Origin of the sequence: Peribacillus sp. NJ4 (genome assembly GCF_030348345.1) — a bacterium.
Taxonomy (GTDB): domain Bacteria; phylum Bacillota; class Bacilli; order Bacillales; family DSM-1321; genus Peribacillus.
Genome location: NZ_JAUCFQ010000001.1, coordinates 2,405,773 through 2,418,428 on the forward strand (window position 1 = coordinate 2,405,773; position 12,656 = coordinate 2,418,428).

Below are 12,656 nucleotides of genomic sequence, written 5' to 3' on the forward strand. Positions count from 1 at the left end.
AAGTCTTTTTGTCAGTCGCGCATGGATTCAAAATCATTCATGGCTTCCATATTTGAGTCTTTTTGAAGAATGAAAGCCTGGGAAGGGATGGCAATTTGTACATCTTCCTGTTCCAGTATCTCCATGATTTTAAAGTTCACATCTTCTTTGATTGATAAATATCCTCCAAAGTCCGTCGCATTCGTGAAGAAATAAAGGTAGAGATTGAAACCGGAATGACTAAACTCATCAAATTTAACCAGAATCGTTTCCGGATGTACTTCTGGATGGTCAATCAGCATTTTTTCTATGTCTTTAATGACATTTTCCAATTTTTCTTTTGGTGTTGTTACATTCACACCCAAATGGAAGGCAATCTGTCTTTTGCCCATCTTGGACCAGTTAATGATCGGTTCATTCGAAAGGGTCGCATTTGGAACCGTAACTAAAGCTTGGGCAAACGTCCGAACTTTGGTGCTTCGGAATGTGATGTCTTCAATTGTCCCCTCCACACTAGGAGTTTTGATCCAATCTCCTATGGTGAAAGGTTTTTCGGTAACGATGACGATTCCCCCAAAGAAATTGCTGACGGTATCTTTAGCGGCAAGAGCGAAAGCCAATCCACCCAAACCAAGCCCTGCAACAAATCCATCGACATTGAATCCCCATTCTTCCGCAATGATGGAGGCACCGAAAGCAATGATGATTAATTTTATGATTTTCGTAAAGAACGGCATGACGATTAGATCGACTTCAAGTCCGAATTTACTTACTAATTTCGGAAATAAAATAGTTAAGATCGAACTGATATTGGAAAATGTCCAAAAGAATAAAAAGACAAAAAATGATCTGTATATTTTCGATCTTAATTCAACCGAAGGTGTGTCAATCGGAAAATAGTGCAGTGAAATGATAACACCAATCAAAACGATAAGCCATCTTACAGGCTGTTCTATAGCGAGCATTAAGTTGGCCGCAAATTCAACTTTACGTTTTTCCGCTATTCTTAGAAAGAATTTGAATATATATGTAGTAAATACTTTCCGAAGCAAAAGGAAGATTAGAAAAATGCCTATGGAAATTCCTAATTTGGTCCAGGCTTCGATTCCATCAAATTGATGGAGAGATTCAGAAACTTCTTGCAATGTATTACTCCTCCAATGTATCTTGTAGTATTGTAGAATACTAAGATTATAATATATTCATGCTGAAAAAGGAAAAATAATCGATGATTACATTCATGTTGGTATTTTACGGTTCACTGAATACTTTTTCAAGTTATTAATGGCAAGGATATATGGTAATATGGATGCAAAGTGACTTTTTAAGTTTGGAAGGTGGAAATATTGACTAAGAAAATAGTATTTACCGGAGGCGGTTCTGCCGGTCATGTATCTGTTAATGCTGCAATCATCCCGGAATTTTTAAAGCATGATTGGGATGTTACTTATATTGGTTCAAAAAAAGGCATTGAAAAAAATATCATCGAAAAGGAATTTCCCGAGGTCCGTTATGAAACGATTTCCGTTGGGAAATTCCGACGTTACCTATCTGTTGAAAATATGAAAGATCCATTCCGGGTCATAAAAGGGATTTTTGATGCACGAAAAATTCTAAAAGAAACCAAGCCGGATTTCATTTTCTCCAAGGGTGGATTCGTTTCCGTTCCAGTCGTTTTGGCAGGTAGGATGCTGAGAATTCCGATTGCGATACATGAATCGGATTATACACCTGGTCTGGCCAATAAAATTGCCATGCCACTTGCATCGAAGATTTTCACTACCTTCCAGGAAACGGAAAAAAACCTTCCGAAAGAGAAGGCCATGTATCTTGGAGCTGTATTGCGCGATGGGATTTTTACGGGAAACCCTTCCTCCGGAAAGGCATTTTGCGGATTCACGAATAACAAACCGGTCCTACTCGTTATGGGCGGCAGCCTTGGAGCTGTAAAAATCAATAACTTGATTACAGATAACCTTGATGCGCTATTAAAGGATTACCAGATCATTCACATTTGTGGTAAGGGTAATGTTAAAACCGAATTGAAACAAAGGGGATATGCTCCCTTTGAATTCGTACATGAAGAATTATTTGATCTATTGGCTGCTGCTGATGTAGTTGTGTCAAGGGCAGGTTCAAATTCCATATTTGAATTCCTTGGTTTGCAAAAGCCTATGTTGCTTATACCGCTAAGTGCCAATGCATCGCGTGGAGATCAAATCTTGAATGCTTCAAGCTTTGAAAAACAGGGGTTTTGTAAAGTCATCCAAGAAGAAGATTTAAATGACCGGATTTTTAATGCTACATTAGTGGACTTGGTGAATCATTCGGATGAATATCAGGAGAAAATGCGTCAAAAACGCCCATTCAAAAAGGCAGCGGAAATGTATGATTTATTACTTGAAGTAATGGCTGCAAAAAAATAAGTATCAATCCCTTCTCTGAAGCATATCTTTTTCGAACAGAGGAGGGGGTAGAATGGCTTATGAATATTCCAAAGGATGGTTCATTCAGCAATTAAAAGCTGCAGGGATTAACTATCATCCAATTGAGAAAAAAAAGCTGGAGCTGTATAAAACCCATATTCTAAGACGTTTATACGAGGGCCTGAAAAAAGATGAATCATAAAAAGAACCGCAACGTCACTGACGTTGCGGTTCTTTTTATAGAAAATTATTTATAAAAGGAAAGAAACAGGAAATAAGGATACCTGCGATAGCCATTGCCGCACCTGCGACTGCCCCGGTAAACTCACTTTCCTGGGCAGCTTGAGCCGTTCCAAGGCCATGAGCGATCGTACCATAGGCAATACCACGTGCGAAGGGCATCGTAATGTTTAATTTATCCATCATTTTTGGAGCGATCATCGTACCCAGCACCCCAGTCAAAATGACGAAGGCTGCTGAAATATTAGAATTTCCACCATAAAGTTCCGTGATTTCTACAGCGATTGGCACTGTAATGGATTTAACTGCCAATCCTTGGAGTATGACTTGCGGTAGTGAAAATGCTTTAGCAATGGCGAAGGCAATGACCAATGTGGCCATAAGACCAAAGATCATGCCGCTAATTGCCGGAATTGCATATTTAACGATTATCTTTCTGTTTTTATAAAGTGGTACCGCCAAAGCAACGGTAGCTGGTCCCAGGAAATAGGTGATGAGGTCTTTTCCCGGTGAATAATCTTCGAAGTCCAAACCGCTGATCAGCAATACAAGAATGATTGTAACCGTACTGAAAAATACGGGCGTCGTAAAAGGTGATGGATGTTTAGCATATATTTTCCTTCCAATGGAATAGGCAAGGATGGTTATCAAGATGCTATAAGTTGTGATGAGCGCTGTCATGCTGCTTAACCTCTCCTCTATGGGATAACTTCTGAACAGTCCAAGCCGAAACGATGAATCCAAATATAAGGCTGACTCCCAATGTTAGTGCCAATGGCAAACCAAATTCTATGAAAAGCCACCCCATGGTCATTAAACTGATTGAAATTGGAATGAAGAAAAAGGCTAGGTGTTTAACCAAGAATCCTGAAGTAAGTTCGATCCACTCGACTTTTAAAACCTTCGTCTGTAGTAAACTGAATAATAGAATCATGCCGATGACGTTGCCCGGAATAGGTAAATGAAGTAAATGTGCTATAAAGTAGCCAAGCTTGCAAATGATGAGAAGTATGATAAGCTGCACGATAAAAGCAATTGTTTTTTTCATGATTAAGTCCTTTCAATGGCGCATTGAATATATTGTTGAATTGGTCAATTGTATTCATTATAAAAAAATATTCCTGAAAAGAATAGGGAATTGCAGCAAACTTTCCAAAACATCCTGTTAAAATGGAAAAAAGAGCTTTCCATTTTTGGAAGCTCCGGGCATTATATGAAAAGAAAAGCAAAGCCATCTTAAAATCAACGGATTCGTTTTTTTGTTTTATTTTATGCTTCAAGTAACTGCTGTTCATCATCATCATGCTGTCTAAGGATATGAAAGGTGTATAAATCTTTAGGGATTTCATACAAATCGAAGATATCTCCTTCATGATTGATCTGATCATAAAGGGACTTTCTTGTTTCGTTGGCATTGACGGCATAAGGAAGCTTTTCTGCGGCTTTTATAGAGCGGATATTTTTTTTGCGAATACGCATGAAGACCGTTTCCAAACCGAGCTCGAAAAAAAGCTCTTTAAAGAAAGCGTCTTTTGCAATGGCATTATACCCTTTTCCATGATAAGACTTGCCAAGCCATGTACCTAAGAAACCTGCACCATTTTCAATATCGTATAAAGAAATGCAACCGATGGGATTTTCCCATTCATCCAAGATTGTTCGTGAAATGAGTTCCCCAGCATCTTCGGCCTCGATCGTTTGCTTAGTAATGAAAACATATTCTTCATATGAATCTACTTTATGGCGCACGAAAGGGAAGACATCTGGATGCGTCATTTGTTCATAAAGAGAAAAACAATCTGTGAAATCTCTCTTTTTTAACATTTCCGTCCCTCCGTTTGAGGGCAGTTTTTATGCGTAGTCGCTGCCCACCCTCGAAATTTTTTAAGTCGTTCATCAAAAAATTTCGGGGTGGGAATCGAACCCACTAGAACCGGAAACCGGTGGCGCACCATTTGCCTTCCCTATTTTTATTGTCAGAAATTATACGGATTTAAAGAACCTTACGAAGGTATAATACTAAAAAAAAAACGGTTTGGGAATAGGTTTTTTGCCTTTTTTTTTCGTCAAATTTCAACTTTTTTATGAAGGGTGAAATTGGAAGGCAAACGGCTGCTTTTATCCATGGAAAACTGATTTCTTCGCCAGCTTTTTTTAGGGAAACTTGTTGCTATCTTTAAAATTTACCTGTGAATTGCATGAATAAAATGATTGCTCCGAGGGCCCATACATAAATGGAGAATATTTTCAGTGAACGCTTTTTTAAGAAATCGATCATCCATACCACGGCTATATAACCAAAGATTGCTGCGGCTAGGGTGCCAACGAAAAGAGCAGTGATTGGAAGCCGTTCAACTTCTCCTGTAAATATTGGTTTCATCTGAAATACAATGCCTCCCGTAATGGCAGGAATTGAAAGCAGAAAGGAAAAATAAGCTGCAGTGGCCCTATCCAGTCTGCAGAAGAGCCCAGCGGCTATCGTTAGGCCCGAACGCGAAAGAGCAGGCATGATGGCAGCAGCTTGGAAGGTACCGATGATCAGGGCATCTTTGATGGAAATTTCATTTAAGGATTTGCCACCTTTTCTTACGCCGTCCGCTACCCATAAAATCAGTCCGGTCGCTAAAAATTCCCAGCCTATGGTTACGCCTGTTTTTGAAAGTCCATCAAACCAATCCCCTAGTAAAATGCCGGCAATCACTGCGGGGATCGTCCCAGCAATCAGAAGCAGGGTCATTTTGGAGAAAGGATTTTTCAAAATGGAAATGATGTCACTCTTATAGACGACCAATAACGCCAGCAAGGTTCCGATATGGAGCATGGTATCAAGAAAAATGCCGGCCTCGTCAAGATGGAATATATGCCGTCCTAAATATAAATGTCCAGTACTTGAAATAGGTAAAAACTCAGTCAAGCCTTGAATGATTCCAAGGATGAAGGCTTGAAATTCGTTCAGCAAAAAAACATCACTCCAATCTAGAAGGAATAGGACAATCCATTATTTAATCTGTATGCACAAGACGGGTGAACATGTTCGTATTTTTCGTCATATGTATCGCCGATGGGGTTTTATGATAAAAGGCAGTCCAATTTTATTTTTTTCGAATATAATGAGAGGGAAAATGAAACTATTTTTCATTTGATTCGTAATTATTCATATGAGAAAGGAGGAGAAGACACTATGCCTACTAAAGATGAAAGAGTGTTTGCTGCCCTTATTTATGTGATCAGCTTTTTTACAGCATTTATCGGTCCTTTGGTGATTTGGTTATTGAAGAAGGACTCGTCACAATATGTGGATTATCACGGAAGGGAATACCTGAATTTTTTCATTTCCTACACCGTATATTCAATAGTTGCAGGGATACTCACTATAGTATTGGTTGGATTCTTGCTATTGCCGGTTATCGGGATAGCTTTAGTCGTATTCACCATCATTGCTGCTGTTAGGGCTTATGAAGGAACGGATTACAGGTTCCCATTAATTTTTAGGATATTATAGATCGATGTAAAAGGATTCCGTTCAATTCGGAGTCCTTTTTTATCTGAATGAACCATATTTTTAAAAGGGAATAGATCATATTGAAGCGAATAAAGTATTATGATATTTACTTCCTTCCATGAACTTTTAGGGAAGTGGATGCCGGGCGGCTTAGGGTACAGCTAATCAACGGTCGCCTTAAGGCGGGCAAACTTTCTTGTAAGGAGTGAGGAGCAGAGCGGAATATGAATATACGCGAATATTATCAAAAAACGAGCAATTCTAATTTTCATGCTTCTTGGATATCTCTTCTTTTGGCCGTTGTATTTTTCATTTGCCATATTTTTGCGATGATACCTGGCAATATTTTATTGATAACGTTTCCTTTTCTTTTCTTTAGCACTGCCCAATTTGTCAGTCATCGTATATATGAAAATAGAATGAAGGAATTGCCTGATGAACTCAAAGGGTCAAATGCCGCGTTATTAAAAAATGAACATGTTTTATTGACTTTTATGCCAGCACCGACATTGCGGCTGCTTCTCTTTGCCCCTGATGGATCTCTAATGGGCGAGATTCGGGATTTGAATATGAAGTGGTTCATGTGGATGATTCCCAATTTCTTGTCGATGCTCCTGGCCAAACGTTATGAACTGGTGGACCATGAGGGACGTTTGCTGGCTAAGTACCATATCAAAAGGGGGCTTTTCAATAAAATGACGATCATGGATGATCAGGGAGGTCTGCTGGGATCGTATCAAGAAAATCGGTCATTCGTGAAGATCAATGGAATGATATATAAGGAAGATGGTACGGAATGGATGCCCATCAAAACGCCGGGAAGTGTGAATTCTTTCGAGATTGCCACAAAAGACGGGGAAAAAATCGTTTCATACCAAGAAGGATGGATGCCTTTGGAGTGGGGGAAGCGATTCAAGACAAATACACCGATCCTTTCTTTTTCATCAAATGTTGATGAAATTCCTAAAATCATCGTCTTTGGGTTCTGTGCAGCCACTCTAAATCATCGTTCAAATTGACTAGGATAACCCTTTAGCAAATCTTTTAAATATTTGATATAATCATAGTGGGATACATAGATTAAATACTTATAAAAAGGTGGTAAATATGAGTTTACTTAATGAGATTCTTGATTATAATGAACAGTTTGTAGAAAAAGGTGAATATGTTAAGTATAGAACGGATAAGTTTCCTGAGAAACGTATGGTCATCATAAGCTGTATGGACACTCGGCTCGTTGAACTATTGCCAAAATCCTTGAATGTCAAAAATGGCGATGTCAAAATCCTGAAAACTGCCGGGGCAATCGTCTCCCACCCATTCGGAAGTGTCATGCGGAGTATCCTTGTTGCTATTTATGAGCTAAAGGCAGATGAAGTATTGGTCATACCTCACCATGACTGCGGGATGGCATCAGTCGATGCCGATTCTGTAGTAGACAAGATGATCGAACGTGATATACCTAAGAGCACCATCGATACACTGGGAGCTGCAGGAATCGATATCCGCAGTTGGCTTCGCGGATTTGATGATGTTTATGAAAGTTGTAAGAACAGTGTGGAAGTGATTAAAGGGCATCCTCTGATTCCTAAAAATATACCTGTGCATGGTCTCATCATTTCACCCGATACAGGGAAGCTGGAATTGGTAGTCGATGGATATGCGGGAGAACAAAAATAATATAAAAACATCAAGGCTGTCGAAATGATTTTCGGCAGTTTTCTTCAAATTTTGAGCTATCTATTTATTTTTATCCTTTTTTTTGATAAAATCACCAAGTGTAGTTTGTCACTAATACAAACGGGTGGGCGAGGGATAAATTTAATAAGGATACAACATGAAGAAATTAAACTTGGAAGCGTTTTTTCATTTTTCTGACTATGGAACGAATGGAAAACGTGAAATCCTTGCTGGAGTCGTCGGCTATTTTACGATAGTCTATATTCTCATCGTGAATTCCCTGATATTATCGGAAGCGGGCATACCGATTAATGGTGCAGTGATTGCCACGATTCTTTTATCTGCCATAAGCTGTATGATGATAGGGCTTTGGGCGAATGTCCCAATCCTTCTGGTTCCAGGAATGGGCGTAAATGCACTTTTTGCTTATACCATGGTTCAAGGAATGGGTCTATCTTGGCAATCGGCGCTTGGTGCTGTATTTATCTCAGGGGTTATTTTTGTAGTCATCGCTTTCACAAAATACTCTAAGATAATCAGTGATTCAATTCCAAGTTCGATAAAAGAAGCCATATCTGTTGGTCTTGGCTTATTCTTGATGCTAATCGGTCTCGAAAAGGGCGGGATAATCACGGGAGGTTCATCCTCTATCGTCGCACTGGGAGATTTAAGCGATCCTGCGGTGTGTGCGACAGTGTTGACCTTTTTACTGGCCATTACGCTATTCATCAAGAATGTCCCCGGTAACTTCATGATTACCATCCTGGCAGGGAGCCTCATTGCCTATTTGTTCGGGACTGTTCAACTATCGGAAATCCATTTTTCAGGCATAGACACAGCTTCCTACGGTAATCTCTTCTTTTCATTATCGTTCATGGAAGCGGACCGGATCGAATTCTGGATAAGTGTATTTGCGATGACGATGGTTCTTGTTTTTGAAAATATTGGTCTTGTACACGGGCATGTAGACAGTATCAACCGCCAGGATGCCTATAAAAAGTCGCTGCAGGCGACAAGTGTTTCCGTTCTGATTTCAGGCATATTCGGTTCGAGTCCTACGGTTGCAACCGTTGAAACGGCAGCTGGAATCGCATCAGGAGGCAGAACTGGTTTTACTTCAGTGGTGACGGGTTTTCTATTCATTCTATCACTGCTATTTATACCGGTGATTAAAGTGATCCCTGATAGCGCCATTGCCCCCATTTTAATTATTATTGGCATTTTGATGCTCGGAAACATAAAAAAGCTGGATTTCAGCGATTTAACCGAGAGCATACCGGCAATCATGATAATCACGATCATTCCATTCACTTACAGTATTGCTGATGGAATGGCATTCGGTTTCATCCTGTACCCGTTCTTGAAGCTTGTAACCGGAAAAGCGAGAGAAGTGTCAGCACCTATGTATGTGAGTGCCGGAATGTTTATCGTCTATTTCATCATCGGTATGATCGGTTAATATTTAGGAAGAGCGGTTGGAATGAGTCATTTCTTATTCCAACCGCTCTTTATTGTGTTTTTTTAGACGGGAAAATTGGATTTATTATGATTTACTCGATGACACATCCGTCCTGAAAATGCTATGATATAGAATATTAAAAAATGATAAATGACTAGCAGCATATTAGAGGATGTGACAGGATGATTATTGAAGGTTTAAAAAGCCATGGTTCAGGTAATGATTTCTTAATCATTGATGAATTGACTACGACCTTGACGTTTACTGAAGAAGAGCGAAAAAATTTCGCGAAGGCCCTATGCAATAGGGAAAAGCTTGGAGCGGACGGAATCTTGTTTGTAATGAAAAGTGAACATGCTGATGCAAGGATGCGTGTCTTTAATGCGGATGGATCGGAAGCCTCGATGTGTGGCAATGGACTTCGCTGTGTTGCACGTTACGCGAACGACGTTCTAGGGCTCAATAAAATGATCGTTGAAACCATGAAGGCAAATTTACTCGTGGAGAAAACGGAAGACATTTATGAGGGCATTCCGACTTTCAAGGTGGAAATTTCCCCTGTAAGTTTTAATGTGACGGATCTTCCTCTCGTTATAGCGAAAGAACAGTTGCAAAACGAACCATTGCCGGAACTTCATGATACCCTATTATTTTCGGCTTTGGCGGTTCCTAATCCACATTTAATCACGCTCGTCGATAGTGATATTTTACAAAGTGATTTGCAGGAAGACCTTTCAACAAAGGTCAATCAACCGAATGAGCTTTTCCCTGATGGCGTCAATGTCAGCTTTGTGAAAGAGTTGGAACCAGGGAGCATTTACGTGCGGACATTTGAACGGGGAGTGGGCTTCACGAATGCTTGTGGAACGGCGATGTCGGCTTCAAGCCTAGTAACATGCTCTGTTGGATTAAACGCGTTGGAAAGTGAAATATCTGTCTACAATAACGGCGGAAAAGTTAAATGCGTCGTGCATCATGATGAAGAAAGCCAAAAGTATTCAATTGATTTAATTGGGAACGCAACCTATGAATTCAAGGTATCGATTGAAATAGACTTAGATCAGCCTGAAAAATTTGTCATGCTTGAAAAGCAGGAATTTGAATCGGAAACAAGCCTGTATGCCAAGCTGCAGGATGAAGTTCAAAGTTATTTGAAAACGACATTATAAAGAAAAGGACCAACCAGGAGTTGGTTACAGACTGTAGACAAACTCGAAGAAAAGCGAGTGTGCCTACAGTTTTTTTATTTAAAAAACGTTCCAGTCATTTTCAGAAATCCGCTCCCTTTCCGCATACTGTATCAGGGTTGGGAATGAGACCATTCCCAACCCCTTTTCCCGACAAAAGGGTTTCTATCTGAATTTTTTAAACAAAGCTGATTGGAATGGAAGGTAGGAGACTCCTGCGGGGAAAGCGGGTCCAAGGGAGACCCTAGAGGCGCACCCTACGTTCCAATCAACGTTCCATTTTACACTCCCTCAAAAAAAGACCAACTAGTTGTTGGTCTTTTTTTGTTTTAGGAATGACAATACTTCCAAAAAGGCCGGGCCATTATCGACAAGCCTGTAATCCATAAATGCACATCCGTTCCTTTTGATTCTGTTTGGTATGGTTTCAATCGTATAGTCCTTTAACTGGAGACTTTCGTCAACTTCCTCCCAAAACAAAGGTGTAGCCACACCCGCGAAAGAATTTCCTCGTGGGGAATAAGGCTGAATGATGGTTTTTCCTTCACTATGCTGCACAAAGTCCAAGTAAAGTCGGTCATGCCGATTTATTTTCATTCTTTCCGTTGTAAAATCATTTGGGTTGGAACTTGTTAAGTAGTCACCGAGAAAATCGGTGAATATGCGTGTCTCCTGATAAGTAAATCTGTCTTCAGGCAGAGGGATGTGAATTTGCAGTCCTTTGTTACCTGAAGTTTTTACAAAAGCTTTTATCCTTAATGAGTCCATCACCTTTTTTATTTCCTGTGCGGCCTTTATAGCCAAGGAGAAAAATTCGATGGAAGGGGGATCTAAGTCCAGGACGATTTCATCGGGTCTTGTTTTTCCAGCTTTCTGAAATGGGGCATGGAATTCCAATGCCAGTTGATTGCCAAACCAAAGTAGCGTTTCAATATCGTTACACAGCATATACTCGATATCATCATCCATGAACGTTTTAATAAAGGTCGGCGCATAATCAGGCTTGTTTTTCTGGAAAAATCTTTCTTTATCCATAGTGCCATGAGGATAGCGGATAGTCGTAAGCAGTTTATCCTTCAAGAAGGGTAAGAAGAAAGCTGAAACCTCCCGTAAATAATGAAGGTATTCAACTTTTACCACCTGTTTTCCACCGGTTATCCAAAGTGGTTTATCCTTAGAGGTTATTTGTACAGTATCTGGAAATGTGTATTGGCCTATGACGAATTTCTCCCAGGTACATTCATCGGGGGCCGTTTGTAAAAGCCATTGCGAAAACTGAGGTTCACGCAATTCATTTTCCTCATAAACGTGTAAGAATTGAACTTCGATGCAAATGGATGGATGTATATAAAAAAATTGTGCGTCTTCGTCTGATGCATTTTGCTTGATCAGTTCATGCAATATCCCTTTATCTTGAGCGCTCAGTCCATTTTTAACACTTCCGATTTTCGTTACGGCACCTTCTTTGAAAACTGCGAGGGAAACGTAACCATTTTCTTTGTGCAATGCTGTAATGAAACAAGAAACGGTCTTCCAATTTTTCACCTTAATCCAAGATGTAGAACGTTTTCCTTCTTGCCAAGTTCCCCGAATTTCCTTGGCGACAGCTCCTTCACCATCGAATAGGGTGACCTTTTTCAAGGCATCATCCAAAACGTCAAAACTTTCTATTAATTGGATTAAAGCCTTATCGTTGGGGTCAGGAGGCGTAGGAAAGCCAAGTTCTTCACCAATACTCAACATGAATCTCCTTCGTTCTTCCATAGGTTTAGCTGCTATGTCCTTTCCGCTGATGCGAAGCAGGTCAAACGCTATAAACCGGCATGGGGAAAAATGAGCTTTTTCTGAAATTAAGGATTGTTTCCCAAGGCGTCCACGCCACTGTATTTGAAAAAAGTCCGCTTTTGCTTGATTGGTAAGCCAGACCAATTCACCGTCCAACTGCAGTGGGAGGTAATCTTCCAGGTCCAGATCTTTGATGTAAGTAATGATTTCTGGGAATAAGGGTGATAACTCCTTCTCATTTCGACTCGAGATGCTTATCGTATCGGAGTCTATCGTTAAAATTGCCCTAAAGCCGTCATATTTGATTTCATAACGCCAATCCTTGGAGTTAGGGGCTTCAGGGTAATAGGTTGGCAGCATCGGTTTCATTCTGTAATTACCTCCGCAAATAATTGATA

Annotated in this window: 13 protein-coding genes; 7 read left to right on the forward strand and 6 right to left on the reverse strand. The window is 40.0% G+C overall.

Going from position 1 to position 12,656, the window contains the following annotated elements; translation table 11 throughout:
- Positions 1 to 11 precede the first annotated feature (11 nt).
- Complete coding sequence (locus tag QUF94_RS12120) at positions 12 to 1,124, reverse strand: mechanosensitive ion channel family protein (protein WP_289316076.1); 1,113 nt, start codon at positions 1,122 to 1,124, stop codon at positions 12 to 14.
- A 201-nt stretch (positions 1,125 to 1,325) separates the two neighbouring features.
- Here QUF94_RS12120 and QUF94_RS12125 point away from each other — a divergent pair, with 201 nt between their 5' ends.
- Together QUF94_RS12125 and QUF94_RS12130 are read left to right on the forward strand one after the other, a co-directional pair.
- Positions 1,326 to 2,405, forward strand: coding sequence for an undecaprenyldiphospho-muramoylpentapeptide beta-N-acetylglucosaminyltransferase (locus tag QUF94_RS12125; RefSeq protein ID WP_289316077.1), 1,080 nt, complete (start codon positions 1,326 to 1,328; stop codon positions 2,403 to 2,405).
- 52 nt (positions 2,406 to 2,457) lie between these two features.
- The gene (locus tag QUF94_RS12130; protein ID WP_289316078.1) at positions 2,458 to 2,607 is read left to right on the forward strand and encodes a DUF2639 domain-containing protein; all 150 of its coding nucleotides are present in this window, start codon (positions 2,458 to 2,460) and stop codon (positions 2,605 to 2,607) included.
- 35 nt (positions 2,608 to 2,642) lie between these two features.
- Here QUF94_RS12130 and QUF94_RS12135 read toward each other — a convergent pair whose 3' ends face one another.
- The 4 genes from QUF94_RS12135 to QUF94_RS12150 all read right to left on the reverse strand — a co-directional run bounded on the left by QUF94_RS12135 (position 2,643) and on the right by QUF94_RS12150 (position 5,601).
- Complete coding sequence (locus QUF94_RS12135) at positions 2,643 to 3,326, reverse strand: LrgB family protein (RefSeq protein ID WP_289316079.1); 684 nt, start codon at positions 3,324 to 3,326, stop codon at positions 2,643 to 2,645.
- Positions 3,301 to 3,693 (reverse strand): CidA/LrgA family protein, encoded by a 393-nt coding sequence (locus QUF94_RS12140; RefSeq protein WP_289316080.1) that lies wholly within the window; start codon positions 3,691 to 3,693, stop codon positions 3,301 to 3,303. Before QUF94_RS12140 ends, QUF94_RS12135 begins: the two co-directional genes overlap by 26 nt.
- A gap of 221 nt (positions 3,694 to 3,914) precedes the next feature.
- Positions 3,915 to 4,469 (reverse strand): GNAT family N-acetyltransferase, encoded by a 555-nt coding sequence (locus QUF94_RS12145; RefSeq protein ID WP_289316081.1) that lies wholly within the window; start codon positions 4,467 to 4,469, stop codon positions 3,915 to 3,917.
- A 352-nt stretch (positions 4,470 to 4,821) separates the two neighbouring features.
- Positions 4,822 to 5,601 (reverse strand): undecaprenyl-diphosphate phosphatase, encoded by a 780-nt coding sequence (locus QUF94_RS12150; protein ID WP_289318357.1) that lies wholly within the window; start codon positions 5,599 to 5,601, stop codon positions 4,822 to 4,824.
- A gap of 225 nt (positions 5,602 to 5,826) precedes the next feature.
- Between QUF94_RS12150 and QUF94_RS12155 the strand changes: the two genes are divergently transcribed.
- The 5 genes from QUF94_RS12155 (at position 5,827) to dapF (ending at position 10,455) form a co-directional block, all read left to right on the forward strand.
- On the forward strand, positions 5,827 to 6,147 hold the full coding sequence (locus QUF94_RS12155; RefSeq protein ID WP_148358193.1) for a DUF4870 domain-containing protein: 321 nt from the start codon (positions 5,827 to 5,829) through the stop codon (positions 6,145 to 6,147).
- Between the two features lie 224 nt (positions 6,148 to 6,371).
- On the forward strand, positions 6,372 to 7,166 hold the full coding sequence (locus QUF94_RS12160) for a hypothetical protein (RefSeq protein ID WP_289316082.1): 795 nt from the start codon (positions 6,372 to 6,374) through the stop codon (positions 7,164 to 7,166).
- 88 nt (positions 7,167 to 7,254) lie between these two features.
- Complete coding sequence (locus QUF94_RS12165; RefSeq protein ID WP_289316083.1) at positions 7,255 to 7,827, forward strand: beta-class carbonic anhydrase; 573 nt, start codon at positions 7,255 to 7,257, stop codon at positions 7,825 to 7,827.
- 157 nt (positions 7,828 to 7,984) lie between these two features.
- Positions 7,985 to 9,286, forward strand: a complete 1,302-nt coding sequence (locus tag QUF94_RS12170) for an NCS2 family permease (protein ID WP_289316084.1) — start codon at positions 7,985 to 7,987, stop codon at positions 9,284 to 9,286.
- A 182-nt stretch (positions 9,287 to 9,468) separates the two neighbouring features.
- The gene (gene dapF, locus QUF94_RS12175; RefSeq protein WP_289316085.1) at positions 9,469 to 10,455 is read left to right on the forward strand and encodes a diaminopimelate epimerase; all 987 of its coding nucleotides are present in this window, start codon (positions 9,469 to 9,471) and stop codon (positions 10,453 to 10,455) included.
- Positions 10,456 to 10,779: 324 nt separating this feature from the next.
- On the opposite strand, the gene ligD is transcribed toward dapF, so the two are convergent.
- Positions 10,780 to 12,627, reverse strand: a complete 1,848-nt coding sequence (ligD, locus tag QUF94_RS12180; protein ID WP_289316086.1) for a DNA ligase D — start codon at positions 12,625 to 12,627, stop codon at positions 10,780 to 10,782.
- Between the last annotated feature and the right edge of the window lie 29 nt (positions 12,628 to 12,656).